Annotated in this window: 22 protein-coding genes; 15 read left to right on the plus strand and 7 right to left on the minus strand. The window is 73.5% G+C overall.

Annotated elements, in window-relative coordinates; translation table 11 throughout:
• Positions 1-154 precede the first annotated feature (154 nt).
• Positions 155-1081, minus strand: coding sequence for an NADP-dependent oxidoreductase (locus OG286_RS38845; protein WP_331742073.1), 927 nt, complete (start codon positions 1079-1081; stop codon positions 155-157).
• 238 nt (positions 1082-1319) lie between these two features.
• On the opposite strand from OG286_RS38845, the gene murJ reads away from it, so the two are divergent.
• Positions 1320-3008, plus strand: coding sequence for a murein biosynthesis integral membrane protein MurJ (gene murJ, locus OG286_RS38850; RefSeq protein ID WP_331742075.1), 1689 nt, complete (start codon positions 1320-1322; stop codon positions 3006-3008).
• Between the two features lie 111 nt (positions 3009-3119).
• Here the strand turns inward: murJ and OG286_RS38855 are convergent, their stop codons facing one another.
• The 6 genes from OG286_RS38855 to OG286_RS38880 form a co-directional block, all read right to left on the minus strand.
• Entirely contained in the window at positions 3120-3800 is a 681-nt protein-coding gene (locus OG286_RS38855) for a hypothetical protein (protein ID WP_331742077.1), read from the minus strand.
• 190 nt (positions 3801-3990) lie between these two features.
• Positions 3991-4875, minus strand: coding sequence for a DMT family transporter (locus tag OG286_RS38860; RefSeq protein ID WP_331742079.1), 885 nt, complete (start codon positions 4873-4875; stop codon positions 3991-3993).
• Between the two features lie 175 nt (positions 4876-5050).
• The gene (locus tag OG286_RS38865) at positions 5051-5503 is read right to left on the minus strand and encodes an SRPBCC family protein (protein ID WP_331742081.1); all 453 of its coding nucleotides are present in this window, start codon (positions 5501-5503) and stop codon (positions 5051-5053) included.
• A gap of 190 nt (positions 5504-5693) precedes the next feature.
• On the minus strand, positions 5694-6248 hold the full coding sequence (locus tag OG286_RS38870; protein WP_331742083.1) for a hypothetical protein: 555 nt from the start codon (positions 6246-6248) through the stop codon (positions 5694-5696).
• Between the two features lie 200 nt (positions 6249-6448).
• On the minus strand, positions 6449-6820 hold the full coding sequence (locus OG286_RS38875; protein ID WP_331742085.1) for a fic family toxin-antitoxin system, toxin component: 372 nt from the start codon (positions 6818-6820) through the stop codon (positions 6449-6451).
• The gene (locus OG286_RS38880) at positions 6817-7062 is read right to left on the minus strand and encodes a plasmid mobilization protein (protein ID WP_396322117.1); all 246 of its coding nucleotides are present in this window, start codon (positions 7060-7062) and stop codon (positions 6817-6819) included. The genes OG286_RS38875 and OG286_RS38880 overlap by 4 nt, the downstream gene beginning before the upstream one ends.
• Before the next feature lie 291 nt (positions 7063-7353).
• Here OG286_RS38880 and OG286_RS38885 point away from each other — a divergent pair, with 291 nt between their 5' ends.
• The 14 genes from OG286_RS38885 to OG286_RS38950 all read left to right on the plus strand — a co-directional run bounded on the left by OG286_RS38885 (position 7354) and on the right by OG286_RS38950 (position 23944).
• Positions 7354-10236, plus strand: coding sequence for a hypothetical protein (locus OG286_RS38885; protein WP_331742088.1), 2883 nt, complete (start codon positions 7354-7356; stop codon positions 10234-10236).
• Positions 10237-10546: 310 nt separating this feature from the next.
• Positions 10547-10786: a DUF5302 domain-containing protein gene (locus OG286_RS38890; RefSeq protein WP_331742090.1), complete on the plus strand. Its 240-nt coding sequence runs from the start codon at positions 10547-10549 to the stop codon at positions 10784-10786.
• 348 nt (positions 10787-11134) lie between these two features.
• Entirely contained in the window at positions 11135-12355 is a 1221-nt protein-coding gene (locus tag OG286_RS38895) for a GNAT family N-acetyltransferase (RefSeq protein ID WP_331742092.1), read from the plus strand.
• A gap of 317 nt (positions 12356-12672) precedes the next feature.
• Positions 12673-12810 carry a hypothetical protein gene (locus OG286_RS38900; RefSeq protein ID WP_331742094.1) on the plus strand — a complete coding sequence of 46 codons (138 nt, stop codon included), beginning with the start codon at positions 12673-12675 and terminating at the stop codon, positions 12808-12810.
• A 249-nt stretch (positions 12811-13059) separates the two neighbouring features.
• Complete coding sequence (locus OG286_RS38905; protein ID WP_331742097.1) at positions 13060-13344, plus strand: hypothetical protein; 285 nt, start codon at positions 13060-13062, stop codon at positions 13342-13344.
• Between the two features lie 280 nt (positions 13345-13624).
• Positions 13625-15004 (plus strand): erythromycin esterase family protein, encoded by a 1380-nt coding sequence (locus OG286_RS38910; protein ID WP_331742100.1) that lies wholly within the window; start codon positions 13625-13627, stop codon positions 15002-15004.
• Positions 15005-15505: 501 nt separating this feature from the next.
• A complete protein-coding gene (locus tag OG286_RS38915) occupies positions 15506-17197 on the plus strand; it encodes a hydrogenase maturation protein (RefSeq protein ID WP_331742102.1) in 1692 nt (563 codons plus the stop codon).
• A 103-nt stretch (positions 17198-17300) separates the two neighbouring features.
• A complete protein-coding gene (locus tag OG286_RS38920) occupies positions 17301-18362 on the plus strand; it encodes a hydrogenase expression protein HypE (protein WP_331742105.1) in 1062 nt (353 codons plus the stop codon).
• A gap of 64 nt (positions 18363-18426) precedes the next feature.
• A complete protein-coding gene (locus tag OG286_RS38925) occupies positions 18427-20211 on the plus strand; it encodes a nickel-dependent hydrogenase large subunit (protein WP_331742670.1) in 1785 nt (594 codons plus the stop codon).
• Positions 20208-20738 (plus strand): hypothetical protein, encoded by a 531-nt coding sequence (locus OG286_RS38930; protein ID WP_331742108.1) that lies wholly within the window; start codon positions 20208-20210, stop codon positions 20736-20738. Before OG286_RS38925 ends, OG286_RS38930 begins: the two co-directional genes overlap by 4 nt.
• Entirely contained in the window at positions 20735-21358 is a 624-nt protein-coding gene (locus OG286_RS38935) for a DUF5947 family protein (protein WP_331742111.1), read from the plus strand. The genes OG286_RS38930 and OG286_RS38935 overlap by 4 nt, the downstream gene beginning before the upstream one ends.
• Complete coding sequence (locus tag OG286_RS38940) at positions 21355-22002, plus strand: DUF6084 family protein (protein ID WP_331742113.1); 648 nt, start codon at positions 21355-21357, stop codon at positions 22000-22002. The genes OG286_RS38935 and OG286_RS38940 overlap by 4 nt, the downstream gene beginning before the upstream one ends.
• Complete coding sequence (locus OG286_RS38945) at positions 21999-23414, plus strand: hypothetical protein (RefSeq protein WP_331742116.1); 1416 nt, start codon at positions 21999-22001, stop codon at positions 23412-23414. The genes OG286_RS38940 and OG286_RS38945 overlap by 4 nt, the downstream gene beginning before the upstream one ends.
• Positions 23411-23944, plus strand: a complete 534-nt coding sequence (locus OG286_RS38950; protein WP_331742119.1) for a hydrogenase maturation protease — start codon at positions 23411-23413, stop codon at positions 23942-23944. Before OG286_RS38945 ends, OG286_RS38950 begins: the two co-directional genes overlap by 4 nt.
• Positions 23945-23958: the final 14 nt, after the last annotated feature.

The following is a 23958-nucleotide window of genomic DNA, read 5'->3' on the forward strand; positions in this document are numbered from 1 at the left end:
GTCGTCGGCGGTGAACACTCTCCTTCGGGCGGCGGCGCCGGGGGCCGGCGCCTCGGGTGGTCCGGGCGGGTCGGACCGGGTGGGGCGGTCGTGCTGTGGCCCGGCGTCGCTGAACAGGGAGCCGTGGGGGGCGGCCCCCCCACGGCCGGTCGGGTCAGGGGACGGTGACGATGATCTTTCCGCGGGTGTGCCCGTCGGCGTTCAGGCGCTGGGCGTCGGCGGCGCGTTCCAGCGGGAAGGTCGCGGCGACCTCGACGGTCAGCACCCCGCTGTCGGCGAGCTCCGCGAGCGCGGTCAGGTCGGCGTGGTCTGGACGGACGAAGACGTAGCGCCCGCCGGCGGCCAGGACGGCGCCGTCGGCGATGGACGCCAGCCGCCCGCCGGGGGCCAGCAGGGCGGGGGAGGCCTGCAGCGCCTCGCCGCCGATCAGGTCGAGTACGGCGTCCACGCCCTCCGGGGCCAGCGCCCGGACGCGGCCGGCGAGGCCCTCGCCGTAGCTGACGGGCTCAGCGCCGAGCGTCCGCAGGTAGTCGTGGTTGCGCTCACTGGCGGTGCCGATCACCCGGGCGCCGAGGGCGCGGGCGATCTGGACGGCCAGCGAGCCGACGCCACCGGCCGCGGCGTGCACCAGCACGGTCTCACCGGGCTTGATCTCGAGGGCGCCGGTCAGGGCCTGGTAGGCGGTGAGGCCGGCCAGGGGGAGGCCGGCGGCCTGCTCGAAGTCGAGGGCGGCGGGCTTGTGGGCCAGGGTGCGCACGGGGGCGGCGACGTACTCGGCGAAGGTGCCACGGCCGACCATGTCCTCGCGGACGTAGCCGATGACCTCGTCCCCGGGCGCGTACTCGGTGACGCCCACGCCGACCTGCTCGACCACGCCGGCGACGTCCCAGCCGGGGATGACGGGGAAGACGGCGTCGAGCACGCTGTCCAGGTAGCCGGCCTGGATCTTCCAGTCGACCGGGTTCACCGCGGCGGCCCGGACCCGGACCAGGACGGCGTCGGCGCCCAGCTTGGGCTCGGGGACGTCGCCGTACTCCAGGACGTCGGGGCTGCCGTAGCGCTGGTAGGTGATGGCCTTCATGGTGGTGCTCCCGGTGTTCCTGGACAAGAAGTTTTGACGTACTTGATGGTTGATGTCCTCAAGTAACAGATTCGACGGTAAGGCTCGATAATTGACTATGTCAAGTAATGTCCTCCCGTCCGACGCCGTGACCTGGATCACGGCCGACGCCGGGCCGACGCCGGGGCCCGTCCCTGGTCCGACCGGAGAACCCGGACCGGCTCGCACGGCGATGATCTCCACGACGTAGGTTGGGGTCATGTCGGAGGGGACGCAGGCCGCGGCGACAAGGCGGTCATGGGGGAAGCGGAAGCAGGGGCGGCACGCGGCCCCGAAGCCGGGGGCGGCCAAGGGCGGGCTGATGCGCTCGTCCCTGGTGATGGCCGCGGGGACGATGGCGTCCCGGGCCACGGGGCTCCTCAGAACGGTCCTGCAGGCCGGGGCACTCGGGGCTGGGCTGCTGGCCACGACCTACAACCAGGCCAACGTCGTACCGGCGAGCCTGTACTTCCTGCTCATCGGCGGCGCCCTGAACTCGGTACTGGTACCGCAGTTGGTCAGGGCGAGGACCGAACACCCGGACGGCGGACGCGCCTTCGAGCAGCGCCTGGTCACCCTCACGATGTCCGTGCTGGGAGTGGGCACACTGCTGGCCGTGTGGGCGGCGCCGCAGATCATCGGCCTCTACCAACGCGACACACCGGCCAACCACGAGGCGTTCCGGCTGACGGTGGTCTTCGCGCGGTTCCTGCTCCCGCAGATCTTCTTCTACGGGCTGTTCAGCATCCTCGGCCAAGTGCTCAACGCCCGGAACAAGTTCGGCGCGATGATGTGGACCCCGGTCCTCAACAACGTCGTCCTGATCGCCATGTTCGGCGTCTACCTCGCCATGATGACCGGCCCGGGCTCGGTCCAGGACATCACTCCGGCCCAGGTCACCCTGCTCGGCGCGGGCACCACGGTGGCCCTGGCGGTCCAGGCGCTCGCCCTGGTCCCGTTCGTCAGGGCCGCCGGCTTCCGCTTCCGCCCGCGCTTCGACTGGCGCGGCACGGGCCTGGGCAAGAGTATCGGCGCGGCCCGCTGGACCCTGCTGTTCGTCCTCGCCAACCTCGTGGCGAGCACGGTGGTGACCCGCTACGCCTCCGCCGCGGACACGACACTGCCCAAGGCCGGCGTCGGCTTCTCCGCGTACACCTACGCGCAGACCATCTGGTCGCTGCCGCAGTCGGTCATCACCGTCTCGCTGGTCACCGCCCTCTTGCCGCGCATGAGCCGGGCCGTCGCCGAACACCGCCTGGACGACATGCGCGACGACCTCTCGCAGGCCCTGCGGATCAGCGGCGTCGTCATCGTTCCCGCCGCCTTCTTCTTCGTTGTCCTCGGACCGGAGGCGGCACAGGTGATCTTCGCGCACGGGCACGCCGATCCCGCGTCCGTCGTGCCCCTGGGCCACATGCTGCAGGCCTTCGGACTCGGTCTGATCCCCTTCTCCGCCCAGTACCTGCTGCTCCGCGGCTTCTACGCCTTCGAGGACACCCGGACCCCGTTCTGGATGGCCGTGTGGATCAGTGCGGCCGACATCGCCCTGGCGACCGCCTGCCATCTGCTGATGCCCCCGCGCTGGTCGGTCACCGGCCTGGCGGGCGCCTACGCCGCCTCCTACGCGATCGGTCTGCTCGTCACCGCCCTGCTGCTGCGACGCCGCCTCGGAGGCCGGCTGGACGGCAGGAGGCTGTGCCGTACCTACGGCAAGCTGACCGCCTCCGCCCTCGCCGCCGGAGCACTGGGCTGGTCCGTGGCCCGCGGCTGCTCCGCCACCGTCACGTCGGCCACCTGGGCCCCCGTGCTGGGCCTCGCCGCGGGCGGCCTCGCGATGCTCACCCTGTTCGTCCTGCTCGCACGACTCCTGAGGATCGGCGAGCTGCGGCGCCTGCCGGGGCTGGGCTGAGGCGCCCGGGGCCGTCCGGTCGATGCCGTGACGCGCGGCCCGGCTTGACGAGCAGGCCGGGGCGGCGCGGCATCGAAGGGCGCCGGCTGTGCTGTTCGCCGGGCGGGCGGATCACCCCGTGGGCTGTCCGGGCCGGCCCGGTACCCAGAGCGGTACGGGGCCACCGGGTGGCATGCACCGGGCGGCCTGTTCTTCGAGCCACCGGTCGGCCCGATCCGGGTCGCCGTCACTCACCTCGACCAGCGCGTTCGCGGCCGTCCGGGCACAGGACAGCAGGAGCGCGAGGGTGTCCTGGCGGTGGTGCCGCTCGCGGACGTACGCCTCGCACCGTTCGGCGATGCGCCTGTCGTGGGACTCCCGGCCCGCGGCGGTGTGATCGCCGTCGATGGTGATCGCCTGGATGCCGTGCCAGACGAGGGCGAGCGCGGCAGGCTCGGCCGGGTGGGCGGCACCCGCCCGCCGCGCCTGGTCGCGGGCCTCGGCCGACCGCCGGCCCAGCCACTCCAGCGCGGCCGGAGCGTCCTCCTCCCGGGCCTGGAGCACCAGCTCCGCGGCCCGGGACACGACCGACCGCATCACCGCTCCGGCCGGCACCCGCAGTCCCGGCACGGCCGGTTCGGCAAAGGCCAGCCACGTGTCCGCGAACGAGGCCGCCCGCATCTGCCACACCCATGCCGGCGCCCCTGCCGCCTCGCCCAGCCATTCGTCCGCAGCCAGACGAACCAGACCCACGGCGGAGAGCCGGACCGCGTCCGCGTCCAGCCCGGCCCCCAGCAGCCGTCCACTCCTCAACCCGCACCCCCGTCAGCGGTCATCATCTCGTGACGCCACATCCCACCACAGAGGGACGCGAACGAACCAGACGGAGGCGCGTGAGACCTGGGACACAGATTTGGCCACCCGATTCCGGGTCGGCGGTCACGCAGGGTGACTCCGGCGGGCCGACGCCGCCCGCAGCGGTGCCCGCCACCGTGCTCTACGTTCAGCCGCGGCGGGAGACGGCGACGCCGGCCAGGCAGAGGGCGCCACCGGCCAGGGTCAGCATCGCGGGTGCCTCGCCGAGCAGCAGCCACGCCATCAGCACGACCAGGGCCGGCACCGAGTAGGTGATCGCACCCATGCGCGCCGCCGTGGTCCGGGAGATCGCGTAGGCCCAGGTGGTGAACGCCAGCGCGGTCGGAAACAGGCCCAGGTACACCACGTCGAGCGTCGCGGACAGGGGTGCGGCCGCAAGGTCCGACACCAGCTCCGGAGCGAACGGGAGGCAGGCTGCCGCGCCGATCAGGCAGCCGAAGGTGGTCACCTGGAGTGCGGAGGCGTGCCGCAGTGCCGGCTTCTGGCTCACCACACCCGCCGCGTAGGCCACGGCCGCGAGCAGGCAGAGCGCGATGCCCAGCACCGAACTGCCGCCCCCGCCCGACATGGAGAAGCCCACCACGACCGCCCCCGCGAGCGAGACCGCCATCCCGGCGAGCAGCTTGGGCGGGAGCCCCTCACGCAGCAGCCAGCCGCCGAGCAGGGCGATCAGAACCGGTCCGATGCCGACCAGCATCGCCGCCGTGCCCGCGTCGACCTGCTTCTCGCCCCAGTTCAACGCGACCATGTACAGGCCGAACCAGAGCACCCCCGAGGTGACCACTCCCGGCCAGGCCGACCGCGGGGGCAGACCCTCCCGGCGGTACACGAGCAGGCCGACCAGCGCCACCGCCCCCACCAGCAGTCGGCCGAGCGCGAGCGCCCCGGGCCCGAAGTGGTCGCCCGCACTGCGGATCGCCACGAACGCGGACGCCCACAGCACCACCGTCGTCGAAGCTGCCGCGAGCGCCTTGCCGTCCGCCGGGGCCACGCCCGTCGTTGAAAGATCCATGCCGGAGAACCTACGGCCTCCACCGTTCGGTCCCCACCGAAATATGGCCGCCGCCGGCGCGCCCGGGTACGGCCCGATTCCCGCGTGGTACCCCTCTCTCGCCCCCGGCGTCTCTCGTCCCCGGACCCGGCCGGAGCCCGGGCAAGGAGAGCCCGGGCATGTGACGAGGCGTCGATCAGGAGGGGGAGTCGCCCGCGGTGTCGGGCCCGGAGCCGCGCTCCTCGATGAAGTGCTTGAAGCGACGCAGGTCGCCCCTCACCTGACGGTCGAGCACACCCAGCTTGTCGGCGGCCTTCTCCGCGAAGCCGGTGGGCTGGAAGTCCATGGTCATCCTGACGCGCGTGTGGGTCGCATCGATCGGCTGCAGGGAGACCATGCCGGTGTGCTTCACGTTCTCGCCGGTGGTGTGCCAGGACACGCGCTCGTCGGGGACCCGTTCGATGATCTCGGTCTCGAACTCACGGGACAGCCCGGCGATCTTCGTCCTCCAGTGGGCGTGCAGGTCGTCCAGTTGCCTGACCTCCTCCACGCCCTCCATGAACTCCGGGAAGTGCTCGAAGGTCGTCCACTGGTCGTAGACGACGCGGACCGGCACGTCCACGTCGATCGACTCCTCCACCCTGCCCATTGCCGCACCCGCCTCCACGCCGTCCGGACACCCTGCCGGCGAGCGATCTCCCGAGGAGGGGAATCCGCCGACAGCACCACCACGAATGTCCGCCCTCCGGCGGGCGACGGCAACCCGCCCGCCCGCCGCCCGGGTCCGGCGGCCGGGAGCGGCCGTCTCCGTTCTGCCGGAGCGTCCGCCCGGGACCGGCTCAGACGGGCCTCTGCGCAGTCCCACGCGCCCGGGCCCGCGCCCACGACCACGAACCCGCGCCCACCAGCAGGGCCGCCCCCAACGCGTACACCGGCAGCCACCGCGTCGTCGTCGCCGCCAGGCACTCGTCGACGGCCTGGCGGCTCTGCTCCCGCTGCGCGTACGCCAGCGCGTCACCGTCACGGCCGGCCAACTGCCCCAGAGCGGCCTGTGCCTGAAGACTTTCGTAGCGGCCGGACGCCACGCACCCGTGCCGGGCGCCCGGCACGGGGAACAGCCAGTCCCAGCGCTGCAACGCCGGTGCCAGTGCGAGTGCCACGCACAGACCCACGACCAGCGAGTACGCCACCAGACTCCACGCGTAGGCAGCCCCTCGACCCGGCGTCGGCGCCGGCGCACGGCCGAAGGAGACGACCACCACGAGAAGCGTCACACCGAGATAGGTGGAGAACCACTGCCACGAACCCTGCGCGAGCGAGAACGCCAGCACCACGGCCAGCGCCGTCCCCAGCACACCGGCGTCGCCCGCCGCCCGCCCCCCGCCCGCGGTCACGGGGCCATCGGCACCTCGACGGCTGCGCCCGCTCACACGCCCTCCCACCCTCCTGGTCGGCCTCCGGCACACCAGCCTCCCGCCACCACCCGCCATCACCCCCTGCCACCACACCGGGACACCCCCGACCCCACCCGCCCGGCCCAGCCGCCCACGGCTGCCCCCGCCGGCGCGAGGCCCTGGCCGCGCGCCGGCGAGCCCTAGCGGTACCAGGTGCGGACGGCGCTGGCGGTTTCGCGTACGTCCGCCTTCCCGTCGCGGATGCGGGCGGCGAGCTCGACGGCCTGCTTGGGCTCGGCGGTGACGATCACGCCGGAGGCACTGAGGTAGGAGGCGGCGACGACGGCCGCGAAGTGCTCGTTGGCGAAGTCCAGCGCCGGCACGCGGATGAGCTGGTGCATGAGCGCGGCCGCCCGCTGGTGCACGCCCCCGTACACCGGTACGTCCATGACCTCGTCGACGTGGCGGGCCACCGCGGCGGCGAGGGTGCCGTAGTCGGTGACGTCCGGATCGGCCGGCAGGAACTGGTGGGCGATGTCCAGCAGCCAGGCCCGGTCGACGTGCAGGATCACGCCGCGTCCGCCGTTCCGGGCCGGGGGGCGCCCTGGGGGTAGGGGCCGAACTCGGCCTCGAACGCCGGCGCCCAGGCCTGGGAGAAGTGCGCGGCGGCGGTCAGGAAGCGTTCACGCCGCTCGTCGGCCTCCTCGGCCAGCACCCTGCGTGCGTAGTCCGGCAGGCTCATCCCGGCCGCCTCCGCCCGCTGCTCGAGGGCCTCGTGAACGGTGTCGTCCAAACGCACATTCAGCTGCTTCATGCGTGGCAGCGTAGCCATGCGTACCGTCCGCTACAACACCGTCGCCGCTCCCGTCCTCGTGCGAGCGGGAAGCCGCCTCCGGCAGCAGTCGGTCTCCCTCCACGTCCCGGTGCCGCCCGCCGGTGCGCTCGCCCCGGGAAGACCCTCCGGGTGCCCGTCCGTCCGTGCCGGTCTGCCCTCTCGGTACGTGCTTTGCACAGGCTCCTTCCGTTGCCGGCACAGCTCTGACACCATCGTCCGCTATCCGGTGACGGAGCGTCGGTGCCGTCGTCCCGTCCGACGGAGGACCGTGTGACCAGCCCCGCCCGCCGCCGTACCCGGCCCGCCGGTGCGTCCCGTACCGCGGTCACCGGCGCCCACCGGCCTGCCCCGTGGGTACGCACCAGGCTGCGGACGGCACCCTGGGCCGCGCTGCTCACCGCCGTCCTCGCTCTCGCCCTCGTGTTCCTGGCCGCGGCCTTCCCGAGGGCCCTGGACCGAGGCACGGATGCCGCCCTGCGCGACTTCCTCCACGACCGCGGCACCCTGGAGACCAGCCTGCTGGCCACTTCCGCGCCCCCGCGCGACCGCGAGGAGAGCGCCGCGGACCTGGAGGCCGTGACCGCCGAGCTCCTCGCCCATACCGGGGCGGGCTTCTCCGTGGCGTCCTCCGGGCCGGTGTTCGGCGCCCGGGCCGTCGAGCGTCGTGGGCTCACCAACCCGGGGCTGGACCGCCCGGACGGCCGCTCCCTGCCCACCCTGGACCTGCTCTACCTGGACGGCTTCGCCGAGCACACCACCCTGGTCGCCGGGAGCTGGCCGAGCGGCGCCACCCCCGACGGCCCGATCCCCATCGCGGTCAGCCGCGCCGCCGCCGAGACCATCGGCATCCGACTCGGCGACGTCCTCGGGGACGGCTCCGGACCGGCGGAGCAGGCCCGGGTGGTCGGCCTCTACACCGTCACCGACTCGGCCGATCCGTACTGGAGCGACCTCGCCTGCACCGGCCGGGCCTGCCTGGAGCGTCTCCTCACCGACCCGACGGTCCGGCACTGGCACACCGCCGGGGTCGTCGGCGGCGACCACCTGCGCGCCCTCGCCGCCTGGGGCCACCAGGCGCGCGACTTCTGGCGGCTGCCCGTCGACACCGACGCCCTGCGCGCCGACCGGCTGGCCGAGGTCCGGCACGACGTCGCCGCCTATCTGACCGGGCCGACGGCCACCCAGCTGATCGCCGCGACCGGACGCCCGGACCTGTCGACCACGTCCCGGCTGCCCGGTCACCTCGACCGGGCCGTGGCCCGGCAGGCCGCCGTCGCACCGCTGGCCCTGGTCGGACCGGCGGCCGTCGCCGGAATCGCGGCCGTCGTCCTCGCCCTGGCCACCGCCCTCACCACCGAACGACGTGGCGCCGAACTGCGGCTGCTCCGTGCCCGGGGCGGCTCCGGCCCCGGCGTCCTGCTGCGCCTCTGCGGCGAGGGCGCGGCGACGGTGTTCCCCGCCGCCGTGGCGGCCACCGCGCTGGCGCTGTGGCTGCTGCCCACCCCGCGCTGGACGGCGGCCGTCGCGGCCGCGCTGGTCACCACCCTGCTCGCGCTGCTCGCCGTCCCCCTCCGCGCCGCCCTGCCACCGAAGCACAGCCACCCCGGCAAGGCCGCGCGACGTGGACGGCTGATCGCCGAGCTCGCCGTCCTCGCCCTCACCACCGCCGCCGTGGCCGGCGTCCGGCGCCGCGGCGCCGCACCGCCCGCCGACGGGCCCGACCTGCTGCTCGTCGCGGCGCCCCTGTTGGTCGCCCTCGCCACGGCGCTGGTGCTGGCGCGACTGCTGCCCGCCCTCGCCGGCGCGCTGGCCCGCACCGCCGTGCGCAGCCCCGGGGTGGTGGGCTTCCTCGGCCTGGCCCGCGCCGCCCGGGGCAGCGACGGCCGCCGCCCCTCCACACTTCCCCTGCTCGCCCTGGTGCTCGCCGTCACCACCGCCGGTTTCGGCGCGTCCGTGCTGGACGGCGTCGGCCTGGCCCGGCAGCGGGCCGCCCGGCTCGCCGTCGGCGCGGACGCCTCCGTCGCGGCGCCCACCGGCCGCACCCTGCCACCCGACTTCGGCCCGGCCGCCGCCGCCCTGCAGGGGGTGACGGCCGCCACCCCCGTCCGACTGGAGAGCGAGGCGTTCCTGCTCGAAGGCGTCCCGGGGGTCGGTGCCGGCGTCGACCCCCACGCCACCCAGGTCACCCTGGTCGTCGCCGAACCACAGGCGTACGCGCGGATCGCGCGCACCGTCGGCGTGGGCACCTTCGACCCGGCCGTACTCGCCGCCCCGGCCGGTCCGGTCGCCGGAGCGCCCGCCGTCCCCGCCCTGTTCAGCGCCGGCCTCGCGCGCCACCTCGGCCCCGGCGGCCACCGGCTGCGCCTGCCCAGCGGCGGCGAGGTCCTCGCCGTCCGCGCCGGCACGGTCGACGCCACCCCCGCACTGCCCGGCGCCACCCGGCCCTTCATCGTCCTGCCGACCCCGGCGGCCACCGCCGTGCTGCCGGAACTCGACCGGGCCACCGACTGGTTCGCCGTCGGCCGCGTCGACGAACCGGGCCTCGCCCACCTGGTCGGCAAACTGTCGCCGTCCGTCCTCGCCGACCTCGACGCCCCGCCCCCGCCACCCGGGCCGACCGCCTCCGCGGCCCTGGTCGGCAACGACCCCGACGCCCTGCGCAGCGGCTACGTGACGCGCACCAGCGCCGCCGTCACCGCCGACCTCGCCAACGACCCCCTCCAGCACGCCGCCGGCCGCCTCTTCCGCCACGCGGTCACGGCCGCCGGGGCGCTCGCCCTGCTCGCCGTCCTGCTCACCCTGCTGCGCGCCGCCCCCGACCGGGCCGCCCTGCTTGCCCGGCTGCGCACCATGGGCCTGCGGTCGCGCCAGGGCCTCGCGCTCATCCTCGCCGAGACGCTGCCGCTGACCCTCACGGCTGCGGCCGGCGGCGCCCTCGCGGCGCTGGCCGCCGTCGCCCTGCTCGGGCCGGCCTTCGACCTGTCCACGCTGGTCGGAGTCCCGGCCCCGGTCGGCCTGCGCCCAGCGGCCGGGCAGCTCCTCCTCCCGGCGGCGGCGCTCGCCGCGCTGACCACGCTCGCGGTCCTCGCCGAGGCCCTGACCGGCGGCCGGCGCCGGCTCGCGACCCACCTGCGGGTCGGTGACCGGCCCTGACCGGCCGGAGGTCAGGCGCGAGGGCCGTAACCGCCCGACCCGCGGAAGCACGAACCTCGACCGGGCTGCCCCTTCTCAGCCGGCGCCGTGGTCGCTCCCAGCGGCGCGCGAACCGGTGGTGGGGGCGAGTGGTGCCCCGCGGCGGGGAACCGGTACGCGGACCGGAGAGGTCCGGCCGCACGGGGGAGAGGAGACCGGGGTCGGGGCGCGCCGGGTGTGCGGGGCCGGTCCCGGCGGTGGGTGGGGCCCTCGGGCATGACATGGTGTCCGTGTAGCCGTCAATCGGCACCACACTTCCAGGAGGTCCTGCATGAGCAGCGACGCAGCATCATCGGAGAACCCCGAGAGCACCGAGAGCACGGAGGCCGTCGAGGCCGCCGCGTCCGGCGCCGGGGACGACGTCAAGGCCCGGTTCCTCGCCGCGCTGGAGCGCAAGCACGGTGCCAAGACCGATGGCACGGCCGGCGGTCCGAGCGGTGACTCGAAGATCCACGGCGCTCACGGCGCGGTCGGCGGCAAGCGCAACTTCCGCCGCAAGAGCGGCGGCTGATCACCCCGTCCCATCCCGTGGGGGGCTACCGGCCCGGTGCCTGGCCGCCCACGGCGCGGGTGCGGGCCGGGGCCGGGGCCGGTCACCGGAGGCGGTGGGCCGGTAGCCCCGTCCCGCCCTGTGCCGTGCCGGCGCGCCGACCGGCCTCCTGCCCCGCTGCCGCGGTGAGCCGCCGCCTCCGGAGGGCGGCGGCCGCCGGCCCCGGGCCACGTCCCGCCGGCCGTGACCGGCGGCGGTTCCGCCGCGGGCCCGGCCGTAATTCGCTTGCCGTGGCCACGGGTCAACGCTGCACTGTGATCCGGACACCACGCGTCGTGGTGCCGGTGTTTCGAGGAGGCAGCGGTGGCAATGGAGATTCGTTCCACGACAGATGAGGACTTCGACGTCTTCGTCGGCACGGTCCATGCCGCGTTCGGGCGCTTCCCGGAAACCCCGGTCGAGGGCGGCGGGCTCTGGTGGTCGGCGCTCGAAGCGGACCGCTGCCTGCTCGCCCTGACGGCGGACGGGCGGCCCGTCGGCACCGCCGCCGCGTACTCCTTCGAGCTCACCCTGCCCGGCCGGGCCCTCGTCCCGGCCGCCGGGGTGACCGCCGTCGGCGTCCTGCCCTCGCACCGGCGCCAGGGCGTGCTCAGCGCGATGATGCGGCATCAGCTCGCCGAGTTGCGGGCCCGCGGGGAGTTCCTCTCCGTGCTGCTGGCCTCGGAGGCCCCGATCTACGGCAGGTTCGGCTACGGACCGGCGACCTACACGGCGCGGCTGGCGGTGCCGCGCCGCGGGGCCGCCCTCGCCGTTCCCCGGGCGCGCGGAGTCGCGGAGGTACCGGCGACCGGCTCGGTCGAGGTGCTGCGTCGTGCCGAGTGCGGCGAGGTTCTGGAGGAGGTCTACGACCGGTACCGCCGCGCCCAGCCCGGCGCGCTGTCCCGCCCGCACCGCTGGTGGGCCTTGCGCGCGGGGCAGCCCCCGATCTCGCCGGCGCCGCGCTACGTCGCCGTTCACCGGAACGCCGACGGCGTTCCGGACGGTTACGCCAGCTACTCGATCGGCGAGCCCGAGACCTTGACGGTCGACGAGACCATCGCCGCGGACGACGCCGTCTTCACGGCCCTGGCCCGGTTCGTACTCGGGCACGACCTGGTCGCTCGGGTCGTCTTCAAGCACGTCCCGCCCGGGCACCCGCTGCGCTGGCAGTTCGCGGACTTCCGCGCCGGCGAGGTGAGCGGCGACACCGACTGGCTCTGGGTGCGGCTGCTCGACGTCCCGCGTGCCCTGACCGCCCGTGGCTGGTCCATGGACGGCGAGCTCGTCCTCGACGTCGCCGACCCGTTCCTCGGCGAGCACGGCCGTTACCTGCTGACCGTCCGGGACGGCAGGGCCGACTGCGTCCCGACGGATCGCGAGCCCGACCTGTCCATGGACGTGAGCGACCTGGGCTCGGTCTATCTCGGTGGCACCGCCCCGAGCACGCTCGTGCGTGCCGGCCACATCCGGGCCCACAGCCCGGGCGCGGCCACCCTCGCTGACGCCCTCTTCCGCGCCGAGCGCTCCCCGCACTGCCTGCACTGGTTCTGACCGCGCGCCCGCGGCCCGGCACAGGTCTCCTCGGCCGGGTGACGGGCCGGCCGCCCTCCCACGTCCTTTCCGGCCGTGAGCCGGCGGAGGCCCGGCGACGGCGGCGGCTCCTGCCGCCGGTTCAAGACCGCGTCGCCACAAGGGTCCAGGAGCGGGAGCATCGCGGCCGGCGTCGGAGATCGGCGACAGCGGAAGGCCACCTGCTTGCCGGGCTCAAGAGATCCTCAGACCCGGTGCGCCGGTGCCCTGGGTGGGCCTAGGCTGCCGGGAGGAGGCACACCGGACCTGTCCGGATGCCAGAGCTGAGGGGGGAACGGATGAAGAAGATCATCGGGACGCTGCTGTCGATACTGGGCTCCGTCGTCGGGATCGGCAGGCAGCCGAGCGGACGACCGTACTCGCCGGACATCGACAACTACCGGCAGGCCGCCGGCTCGTCCCCCGGAGGCTTCTGAGCCTTCGGCCGGCGGACGCCGTACCGGCGAGCACAAGCGGAGCAGGATCCCCGGTGGGCGCGGTGACCGTGCCGGCGAGACAGCGGGCTGGCCCGGCCGGGAGCCCGGCCGGGAGACCGGCCGGGCGGCTCGGTTCTGTCCGGCCGACGACGACCGGACGACCCTACGGGGGCGCCGGGGCAGGGATCCCTCCAGGGCGCGAGTGCTGACAGGGCCTACTTCGGCGGCAAGCGGCAGCTGTTCGCCGCAGTGGTCCAGCGTGAGCTGGAGCAGCTCGCCGCCGCCGTGCCGTCGGAGGAGCCGGACGGGCGGGCCGTGGACCTTCCCGAGTACGCGGGCCACGCCGAGAAGATCGCCGCGCTCTCCCGCGCGCACGACCGCGGCTACACCGTGTACGTCATCCACGACGCCTGTGCGGCCTTCAGCCGAGCCCAGCAGGAGTACGTCCGCGAGCACGTGATCCACCACTTCGGCGGCCGGACCGCCGCCACCGCCTTCGCGGCCGCACTCGATGCCACGCTCTCGACCCGCTGACGGAGACGAGCACACGGCCGTCACCGGGCGCGGCCCGAAGGGCTGGCGCACCCGGGCCCGGCCTATCCGCCACGGGATGGCGGGCAACGGAAAGAGCCCAAGGGTCTGTCACCCCCCGCTTCGGCTGTGACGGTTCGAATCCGTCCTCGCCCACCTCGGGGCCGCCACCCGGGGGTTTTCCCCCGGTTCGGTCCGGTGGCCGGCACCAGCGCGACCCGCCCCCGATCCGCGCCATGATCATTCCACCGCCCGGCGAACACCGAACCGAGGAGTGATCAGCATGACCGCGCACAGTAAGGCGATCGGCCGACGAGGGCTGTTCGCCGCGACGGCAGCGCTCGTGGCCACCACCGTGCTGGCCCCGGTGGCCTCCGCCGCACCCGCCGCCGGCCCCGCGCCCGCATCAGCCGGCTCCTCGGCGACCGACGGCCGGCAGGCGGCCGCGGTGCGCGCTCTGGAGCGTGCCGCCTACCGCCTGCGGTCGACGGAACCCGGCGGCGGCACCACCGACCTGCGGCCGCTGGGCGCCATGGTCGGCGACGCCAAGGTGGTCGGGCTGGGAGAGGCCACCCACGGCTCGCACGAGTTCTTCGCCATGAAGGAACGCGTCTTCCGCCACCTCGTCGAGGAGAAGGGCTTCACCACCTTCGCCCTGGAGATGAGCTGGACGGCCGGCCTGCGGATCGACGAATACATCCAGGGCGGCCCGGGCGACGCCCGGCAGGTGGCCAAGGAGGAACTCGCCGGATCCCCCTGGGAGCGCGAGGAGTTCGTCAGCCTCATCGCCTGGATGCGGCAGTACAACGACCGGCACCCCGACCGGAAGGTCCACTTCATGGGCAACGACATCGGAGCGCCGAGGCTCGGCAACGCCGTCTTCGACCGGGTCGCCTCCCACGTCCGCGCCACCCACCCCGAGGACCTCCCGCGCCTCGAAGAGCTGTACGCGGGCCTGCGCCCCCTCGACGACGTCTTCGCCTACCTGCGCAGGCCCCTCGCCGAGCGACGCCACAACGCCACCGTCGCCCAGCAGGCACTCGACCTCGTCACCGCCAACAGGGGCACCGGCGGCGAAGCGTACGAATGGGTCGAGCAGCACGCCCGCAACATCGCCCAGACCTTCGCCTTCGCCGCCCTCGACCTGTCCGACCCGGAGTCGGTGTCCGCCGCGGAGCACCTCCGGGACCGCGTCATGGCCGAGAACACCGTCTGGTGGCAGCGCCGCACCGGCGACAAGGTGCTGCTCTCGGCACACAACGGCCATGTGGGTTACTTGTCCAGCGACCCCGTCATGTACCCCACGACGCAGGGCGTCTACCTGCGCAACGCCCTCGGCCGGGGCTACGCCGCCATCGGCTTCACCTTCGACCAGGGGTCCTTCCTCACCGCGACCACCCTCGGCGGGGCCTGGAGCAAGGTCACCGTCCCCGCGGCCACCCCCGACATGCAGGAGTACACCCTCGACCTGGTCCACCACCGCGACTTCTACGTCGACCTGCGGACGCTTCCGGCCGCGGCCCGTACCTGGCTCGACACCCCCCGCCCCGTCTACGAAGCCGGATCCAGCTTCAAGAACGACCCGCTCCCCACCGTCGCCATCACCCAGGCCCACGACATCCTCGTCCACCTCCACCAGGTCCACGAAGCCACCGCACTCTGAACCACCAGCCGCGCCGCCCCAGCCGCGCCGTCCTCGGCGGCGCGGCATGCCGCCCGCGCCTCCCGACCGGGCCGGACAGGAGAACAGTGAGAGCCCGGCCCGGCGCACGGCGGTGCATTGTTGCGCCGTCACGAGACCAACTGTCGGACCCGGGGGAGCGGCCCGGCGCGCCGCTGGTGGCCGTTCGAACGGACGATCCGGCCGCAGCCCGGGCTCCGTGCAGGCTGCCGGTGGGGTGATCACGGTCGAAGCCTCCGACTTCCCGGGAGGGCGGCGGTTCCACTTCCAGGACCCGGGCGGCCGCGAGCCGGCCGTGTGGCAGTCCGTCGGCCGACCGGTCTGACAACCCCCGGTGAACCCTCCGCTCACCGGGCCGTGCCGCCAGATGGGCTCGCGCGATCGAGTGAGCCGGCAGCCTGTCAACCGCGGGTGACGCCGCCCCGTGCACGACGATCGGCGGTGGCCGGGCTCGTGTCCCCACGGGCGGCCGGGAGGGCTGTCATGCAAATCCTGCTCGTCGCTTCGGCGTTCAACAGCCTGACGCAGCGCGCGTATTCGGAGCTGGGCGACCGGGGCCACCAGGTGGCCCTCACACTGTTGCGCGGTGAGGCGTCCGAACGCGACGCCGAGCTGCGTGCGGCCGTCCGGCGCCACCGGCCGCGGCTGATCGTGGCACCGATGCTGAGGACCGCACTGCCGCAGGACGTGTGGTCCGGGCTGCCGTGCCTGATCGTCCACCCGGGGCCGGTGGGGGACCGGGGGCCCTCCTCACTGGACTGGGCCGTCGACGAGGAGGCCACCCAGTGGGGGGTGACGGTCCTCCAGGCGAACGCCGTCATGGACGGCGGTGACGTCTGGGCGGCCGGCTCGTGCCCGGTGCCCCCCGTCGGCAAGAGCGACCTCTACCGGAACGAGGTGTCCGACGCCGCCATGACCGCCCTGCTGCTGGCGGTCGACCGCTTCGCCTCGGGCACGTACCTGCCCGTGCGGCAGACGGATGCCGATCCCCGGCCGTACTTCCCCCAGGAACGGCGGCGGATCGACTGGCAGCGCGACTCCACGGCCGCCGTGCTGCGCAAGCTGCGCGCCGCCGACTCCTCCCCGGGTGTGCTGGACCGGCTGCTGGGCGAGGAGTGGTTCCTGCACGGCGGCCACCGGGAAACCGAACTGCACGGCACGCCGGGGGAACTGCTGGCCACCCGAGCCGGCGCGGTGTGCCGGGCCACCGCCGACGGAGCCGTCTGGATCCCGCAGCTGCGGGCCCGGCGCCGTCCGGGGCAGGACCGCCCGTTCAAGCTGCCCGCCGCACTCGCGTTGGCCGGCCGGATCCCCGGGCTTCCCGAGGTCCCCGTCGCACCGGACTGCCCCGCCACGACCTGGAGCGACATCCGCTACCGGGAGGAGGGCGCGGCCGGGTTCCTCTCGTTCTCCTTCCCCGGCGGCGCCATGAGCACCGACCAGTGCCGCCGGCTGCTCGACGCCTACCGGCGCGCCTGCTCGCGTCCCACGTCCGTCCTGGTGCTGGGCGGCCAACGGGACTTCTTCTCCAACGGGATCCACCTCAACGTGATCGAGGCCGCCGCCGATCCGGCAGCGGAGTCCTGGGCCAACCTGAACGCGATGGACGACCTGGTGGAGGCGGTCCTGACCACCACCGACCGCCTGGTGGTGTCCGCCCTGGGGGGCAACGCGGCCGCCGGCGGTGTGATGCTCGCGCTCGCGGCCGACGAGGTGTGGTGCAGGGCCGGCACCGTGCTCAATCCGCACTACCGGCTGATGGGGCTCTACGGCTCGGAGTACTGGACCCACCTGCTGCCCGCCCGGGTGGGTGCCGCCACGGCCCGGCAGCTCACCGGCCGGGCGCTGCCGCTCAGTGCCGCGTCCGGGCAGCGGATCGGCCTGGTGGACCGGCTGTTCCACTGCCGGCCGCAGGCGTTCGCCACCGAGGTCCGCGCGGGGGCCCTGCGACTGGCGGGTTCCGGTGCGGTCACCGGGCCGCGGATCGCCGCGAAGAAGGCGGCGCGCGAGGCGCAGGAGGCGATCAAGCCACTGGCCGCCTTCCGCCGGGAGGAGCTCGACCGTATGCACCGGATCTTCTACGACCCCGAAGCGCCGTACCACGCGCTGCGCCGGGCGTTCGTTCGGAAGGAAGCGCCGACTGTCGAGCCGCCCCACCTGGATGACGGAGAGTAGTCGTTTCACCGGATCGGCCGCATCCACCGGCGCATCCGCCCCCAAGTGCAGGGAGTCTGGGAGGACACCCGGCTTCGCGACAACCTCCTTGAGGAGGCCCCCAATGACCGAGACCACCGAGGCGACCGCCGCCACCGAGGCCCCGTTGATCCACATCCTCTGGATCAATGCCGGCCTGAGCTGTGACGGTGACTCCGTGTCGCTGACCGCCGCGACCCAGCCCAGCATCGAGGAGATCGCCCTCAGCGTGCTCCCCGGGCTGCCCAGGATCGCGGTGCACTGGCCCCTGATCGACTTCGAATGCGGCCCGGTCCAGGGCGCCGACACGTTCATCGAATGGTTCTTCAAGGGCGAGCGCGGCGAGATCGACCCGTTCGTGCTGGTTGTCGAGGGATCCATCCCCAACGAGTCGATCAAGAAGGAAGGCTACTGGTGCGGGTTCGGTGACGACCCCGAGACCGGTCAGCCGATCACCACCAGCGAGTGGCTGGACCGGCTCGCCCCCAAGGCCCTCGCGGTGGTCGCGATCGGCACCTGCGCGACCTACGGCGGCATCCACGCGATGGCCGGCAACCCGACCGGCGCGATGGGCGTGCCCGACTACCTCGGCTGGGACTGGAAGTCCAAGGCGGGCATCCCGATCGTCTGCGTGCCGGGCTGCCCGATCCAGCCGGACAACTTCTCGGAGACGCTGGTCTACCTGCTGCACCAGGCGACCGGCGCGGCCCCGATGATCCCGCTGGACGAGCACCTCCGCCCGGCCTGGCTCTTCGGCGCCACCGTGCACGAGGGCTGCGACCGGGCCGGCTACTACGAGCAGGGCCAGTTCGCCTCCACCTACGACTCGCCCAAGTGCCTGGTGAAGCTCGGCTGCTGGGGCCCGGTCGTCAAGTGCAACGTCCCCAAGCGCGGCTGGATGAACGGCATCGGCGGCTGCCCCAACGTCGGCGGCATCTGCATCGGCTGCACCATGCCCGGGTTCCCGGACAAGTTCATGCCGTTCATGGACGAGCCGCCCGGGGCCAAGGTCTCCAGTACCGCCAGCGGCGTCTACGGCGCGGTCGTGCGCCGGCTGCGGGCGATCACGGCGGACACCCTGGACAAGGAGCCCAAGTGGCGACGGACCGGCCAGAACCTGACCACCGGTTACCGCAAGCCGTGGTGACACCGCCCGCGTAGCAACAGCATCCCGCAGAACTCCCGGCATGAAGAAGGGCTCGGAAGACACGATGGCACCGACGACGAGAGCGGCCGGAGACGGTAGCGGCCTGGTGGAGATGTCCTGGGATCCGATCACCCGGATCGTGGGCAGTCTCGGCATCCACACGAAGATCGACTTCAGGCAGAAGCGGGTCGCCGAGTGCTACAGCACGTCCTCGGTCTTCCGCGGCTACAGCGTCTTCATGCGCGGCAAGGACCCCCGTGACGCGCACTTCATCACCAGCCGGATCTGCGGGATCTGCGGCGACAACCACGCGACCTGCTCCGTGTACGCGCAGAACATGGCCTACGGAGTGAAGCCGCCGCACCTCGGCGAGTGGATCATCAACCTCGGCGAGTCCGCCGAGTACATGTTCGACCACAACATCTTCCAGGAGAACCTGGTCGGGGTCGACTACTGCGAGAAGATGGTCCGCGAGACCAACCCGGGCGTCCTGGAGCTCGCCGAGCGCACCCCCTCCCCGCACGCCGGCGAGCACGGGTACAAGACGATCGCCGACATCATGCGCTCGCTCAACCCGATCGAGGGCGAGTTCTACCGCGAGGCCCTCCAGGTCAGTCGCTACACCCGGGAGATGTTCTGCCTGATGGAGGGCCGCCACGTGCACCCCTCCACCCTCTACCCGGGCGGCACCGGGACGGTCGCCTCCGTCCAGCTCTTCACCGACTACCTGAGCCGCCTGATGCGGTACGTGGAGTTCATGAAGCGGGTCGTCCCGCTGCACGACGACCTGTTCGACTTCTTCTACCAGGCGCTGCCCGGCTACGAGGAGGTCGGCCGCCGCCGGATCCTGCTCGGCTGCTGGGGCGCGCTCAACGACCCCGAGTACTGCGACTTCACCTACCGCAACATGACCGACTGGGGACGGCGGATGTTCGTCACCCCCGGCATCATCGTGGACGGCAAGCTCGTCACCAACGACCTCACCGAGATCAACCTGGGCATCCGGATCCTGCTCGGCAGCTCGTACTACCAGGACTGGGAGGGCAAGGAGCAGTTCGTCACCCACGACCCGCTCGGCAACCCCGTCGACCCGCGCCACCCGTGGAACCAGCACACCATCCCGGCCCCGCAGAAGCGCAACTTCGAGGACAAGTACAGCTGGGTGATGTCGCCGCGCTGGTTCGACGGCAAGGACTACCTGGCCCTGGACACCGGTGGCGGCCCGATCGCCCGGCTCTGGTCGACCGCGCTCTCCGGCCTGGTGGACATCGGCTACGTCAAGGCGACCGGGCACAGCGTGGTGATCAACCTGCCGAAGACCATGACCAAGCCCGAGACCACCTTCGAGTGGAAGATCCCGCAGTGGAGCAACGCCCTGGAGCGCAACCGCGCCCGCACCTACTTCCAGGCGTACGCGGCCGCCGTCGCACTGCACTTCGCCGAGAAGGGCCTCGCCGAGGTGCGGGCCGGACGCACCCAGACCTGGGAGAAGTTCGAGGTGCCCGAGGAGGGCCTGGGCGTCGGCTTCACCGAGGCCGTGCGCGGCGTCCTCTCGCACCACCTGGTGATCCGGGACGGCAAGATCGCCAACTACCACCCCTACCCGCCCACCCCGTGGAACGCGAGCACCCGCGACACCTACGGGACACCGGGACCGTACGAGGACGCGGTGCAGAACACGCCGATCTTCGAGGAGAACACCCCGGAGAACTTCAAGGGGATCGACATCATGCGCGCCGTGCGCAGCTTCGACCCCTGTCTGCCGTGCGGGGTCCACATGTACACCGGCGAGGGCCGGACCGTGAAGCAGATGCACGTGCCCACCGGCCTGAGCGGACTGGGCGGATGAGCGCGGTGACGGCGGCCGCGGCGGCCCGGACGGTCAACACGGAACAGCTCGGCCGGCGGATCGAGGAGATCCTGGACCAGCTCGCGGCCACCGGCCAGGACGAGGCCGCGGGCGCCGCCGAGGAACTGGTCCGCGCGCTGATGGCCTTCTACGGCGCGGGCCTGGCCCGGATCGTCGACCTTCTGGGCGCCGCCACGGTGGTGAGGACACTCCTGGCGGACGAGCTGGTGGCCAACCTCCTGGTGCTGCACGAGCTGCACCCCGAGGACCTGCCGGCCAGGATCGGCAGGGTGCTGACCCAGCACCAGGCCGAGATGGTGAGCTTCGACGAGGCCACCGGCGCCCTGCGGGTGCGCTCCACCGGCGGCGGCTGCGGATGCCCGAGCACGTCGGCCACCTCCCACGAGGCACTCACCGACGCGCTGGCCGGCCTCGCCCCGGAGGTGAGCTCCGTGGCAGTGGAGGACGCCGTCAAGGAGCCGGCGCTGCTGCAGATCTCCACCCGTGCCCCGGGCGGCGGCTCGTGACGGCGGCCCTCCGCCGGTTCCTCGCACCGCGCGAGCCCGCACCCGAGCGCTGCGAACTGTGCGGGGTGGTGGTGGCCGAGCACGGCCACCGCCACCTGGTGGACGTCGAGCAGCGCTCGCTGAGCTGCGCCTGCATCCCGTGCAGCCTGCTGTTCGAGCACTCCGGAGCCGCCCGCGGGCGGTACCGCGCGGTGCCGGACCGCTACCTGACCGACCCGCAGCTCCGGCTGGACGACGCCGCCTGGGACCTCCTGCAGATTCCGGTCGGGGTCGCGTTCTTCTTCCGCAACAGCGCACTCGACCGGCTGGTCGCGCTCTATCCGAGCCCGGCCGGCGCCACCGAGAGCGAGCTCGACCCCTCGGCCTGGCAGGCCGTGCTGGACGGCACCCGGCTGGCCGCGCTGCTCGAACCGGACGTGGAGGCACTGCTGCTGCGCCGCTCCCAGGACGGCTACGCGTGCTACCTGGTGCCGATCGACGTCTGCTACCGACTGGTCGGGCAGATGCGGCTGCACTGGAAGGGGTTCGACGGGGGAGCGCGGGCCCGGGCCGAGCTGGACGCGTTCTTCGCCCACGTCGCCGGGCGAGCCCGGATCCCGCAGGAGGCCGCGCAGCCGTGACCGAGTTCTCCTTCAGCTGCACCGGGGTGCGGGCCGACCGCTACGCCGCCGGCCCCACCCTGGTCTTCAGGCTGCGGATCACCGCCACCCCGGACACCCGGGTACACGCCCTCGCGCTGCGCTGCCAGCTACGGATCGAACCGGCACGGCGCGGCTACCAGCCGGCCGAGGCCGACGGCTTGGCGGACCTGTTCGGCGACCGCTCGCGCTGGGGCAGCACACTGAAGCCGCTGCAGTTCGCCGAGGTCGCGCTGATGGTCCCCGGCTTCACCGGGGAGACCGAGGTGGACCTTCCGGTGCCCTGCAGCTACGACCTGGACATCGCCGCGACCCGGTACTTCCACGCCCTGCGTGAGGGCGAGGTGCCGCTGCTGATGCTCTTCTCCGGTACCGCGTTCACCGGCGCGAGAGGTTTCCACGTGGAACCGGTGCCCTGGGACCGGGAGGCGCACTGCCGACTGCCCGTCACCGTCTGGCGCGAGATGGTGGACCAGCACTTCCCCGGCTGCGGCTGGGTCCGGCTCTCCCGCGACACGCTGGACGAGCTGCTCGCCTTCCGGTCGCGCGGTGCACTGCCGTCCTGGGAGCTGACCGTGCGCCACCTCCTCGATTCCGCCACGGTGCAGGACGGAGCCGTCCAGTGAACGCCGACGTGCTCACCCCGGCGATCGAAGCGCGGTTCGCGGCGGTGCGGCAGCTGGCCGACGCCGTCCTCTTCGAGGGCTACGTGCTCTACCCCTACCGGGCCTCGGCGGCCAAGAACCGGATGCGCTGGCAGTTCGGCGTCCTGGTACCGCCCGCGTGGGGCGCCGACCAGGGCGAACAGTCACGCCAGCGCACCGAGTGCCTGATCGAGCCGCGCCGCGGCGCGACGCTCTACCTGGAGCTGCGTTTCCTGCACGCGCAGCGGCGCACCGTCCAGCAGGCCCGTCCCGACGGCTCCTACCTGACGGTGCCCGAACTGGAGCTCGCCGACCGGGTGCTGACCGCCTGGGACGAGGGCGTCGAGGAACGCGTCCAGCTGGCCCTGCCGGTCACCGGACTCGGCGGGCAGCCCACGCCGGTGACCTTCTCCCGCCCCGCCACGAAGGAGACCGAGCTGGTCCGGGACGACACCGGCCGGGTGACCGGCCGGGTCGTCCGCCGCCGGGAGGCCGTGGCCGGCACCCTGCGGATCGCGGCGGCCGAACTCCCCGGCCCCTACACGGTGAGCAAGCTGACGGTGCTGGTGGAGAACTCCAGCGGCTGGACCCCCGGACCGGGCGCGGACCGCGAGGCCGCGCTGCCGCGGTCGCTGGTCTCGGCCCACCTGCTGCTCGCCCTGGACAACGGGTCCTTCCTCTCGCCCACCGACCCGCCCGAGTGGGCCAAGGCCGCCACCGCCGACTGCCGCAGCCTGCACACCTGGCCGGTGCTGGCGGGCGAGACGGGCAGCGCGGACCTGCTGCTCTCCTCACCGATCATCCTGGAGGACCACGCGGCCGTCGCCCCCGAGAGCCCGGGGACCCTCTACGACGCCCTGGAGATCGACGAGATCCTGGCGCTGCGCACGGCCGCTCTGACCGACCAGGAGAAGCGCGAGGCCCGCGGTACCGACGCCCGGGCGGCCGCCGTGATCGACCTGGCCGACTCGATGCCCCCCGAGGTGCTGGAGCGCCTGCACGGCGCCATCCGCTCACTGCGCGAGGTCACCGCGCCGGACACGCACCACACCGCGGCCGACCCGATCGAGCAGCTGCTCTCGCCCGGCACCCCGTGGTGGGACCCGGCGAGCGACGCCGGCGTCGACCCCGAGCGCGACCGCGTGCTCGTCGACGGTCACCGTGTCGGCGCCGGCAGCCGGGTCGTACTGCGCCCCGGCCTGCGGCGCACCGACGCCCAGGACCTCTTCCTGCAAGGCCGGAACGCGCTGGTGGAGGCGGTGCTCCACGACGTGGACGGCGGAGTGCACCTGGCGGTCACCGTCGAGGGCGACCCGGGCGCCGACATCCGCCGCGAGCAGGGCCGCTTCCTCTACTTCCAGCCCGACGAGGTCACCCCGCTGGAGGACGCATGACACCCCCGGCACGGACCCTGGTCGCCGGGGTCGGGAACATCTTCCTCGGCGACGACGGCTTCGGCGTCGAGGTGGTCAGGCACCTCACGCCCCGGCAACTCCCGCCCGGGGTCGAGGTGGTGGACGTCGGAGTACGCGGCGTCCACCTTGCTTACCAGCTGCTGGACGGCTACGACACCCTCGTCCTGGTGGATGCCACCGCCCGCGGAGGCCCACCCGGCACGGTCTACCTGATCGAGGCGGGCGAACCGGGCGAAGCAGAACCGGGCGCCGCACCGCTGGACGGCCACCGGATGTCCCCGGACGCGGTGCTGGCCCTGCTCGGCACCCTGTGCGCCGGCACCGGATCGACGCCGCCGCGACGCACCGTCGTGGTCGGCTGCGAACCGGCGGACGTCGGCGAGGGCATCGGCCTCAGCGAACCGGTCGCGGCAGCGGTCCCGGAGGCCGTACGGCTGATCCGCCGACTACTGGCCGGGGACCAGGCACGTACACCGCCGCTGACAGCGGCCGACCCGGCCGCGAACTGACGAGAGGAACCACC

The organism is Kitasatospora sp. NBC_00039, from assembly GCF_045160625.1.
GTDB lineage: Bacteria > Actinomycetota > Actinomycetes > Streptomycetales > Streptomycetaceae > Kitasatospora.

Coding starts and splice junctions, on each gene's coding strand:
- OG286_RS38890 (WP_331742090.1), top strand. CDS start 10,547: ATGAGCAGCGACGCAGCATCATCGGAGAACCCCGAGAGCACCGAGAGC.
- OG286_RS38895 (WP_331742092.1), top strand. CDS start 11,135: ATGGAGATTCGTTCCACGACAGATGAGGACTTCGACGTCTTCGTCGGC.
- OG286_RS38930 (WP_331742108.1), top strand. CDS start 20,208: ATGAGCGCGGTGACGGCGGCCGCGGCGGCCCGGACGGTCAACACGGAA.
- OG286_RS38845 (WP_331742073.1), bottom strand. CDS start 1,081: ATGAAGGCCATCACCTACCAGCGCTACGGCAGCCCCGACGTCCTGGAG.
- OG286_RS38900 (WP_331742094.1), top strand. CDS start 12,673: ATGAAGAAGATCATCGGGACGCTGCTGTCGATACTGGGCTCCGTCGTC.
- OG286_RS38910 (WP_331742100.1), top strand. CDS start 13,625: ATGACCGCGCACAGTAAGGCGATCGGCCGACGAGGGCTGTTCGCCGCG.
- OG286_RS38920 (WP_331742105.1), top strand. CDS start 17,301: ATGACCGAGACCACCGAGGCGACCGCCGCCACCGAGGCCCCGTTGATC.
- OG286_RS38880 (WP_396322117.1), bottom strand. CDS start 7,062: ATGAAGCAGCTGAATGTGCGTTTGGACGACACCGTTCACGAGGCCCTC.
- murJ (WP_331742075.1), top strand. CDS start 1,320: ATGTCGGAGGGGACGCAGGCCGCGGCGACAAGGCGGTCATGGGGGAAG.
- OG286_RS38950 (WP_331742119.1), top strand. CDS start 23,411: ATGACACCCCCGGCACGGACCCTGGTCGCCGGGGTCGGGAACATCTTC.
- OG286_RS38865 (WP_331742081.1), bottom strand. CDS start 5,503: ATGGGCAGGGTGGAGGAGTCGATCGACGTGGACGTGCCGGTCCGCGTC.
- OG286_RS38925 (WP_331742670.1), top strand. CDS start 18,427: ATGGCACCGACGACGAGAGCGGCCGGAGACGGTAGCGGCCTGGTGGAG.
- OG286_RS38915 (WP_331742102.1), top strand. CDS start 15,506: ATGCAAATCCTGCTCGTCGCTTCGGCGTTCAACAGCCTGACGCAGCGC.
- OG286_RS38860 (WP_331742079.1), bottom strand. CDS start 4,875: ATGGATCTTTCAACGACGGGCGTGGCCCCGGCGGACGGCAAGGCGCTC.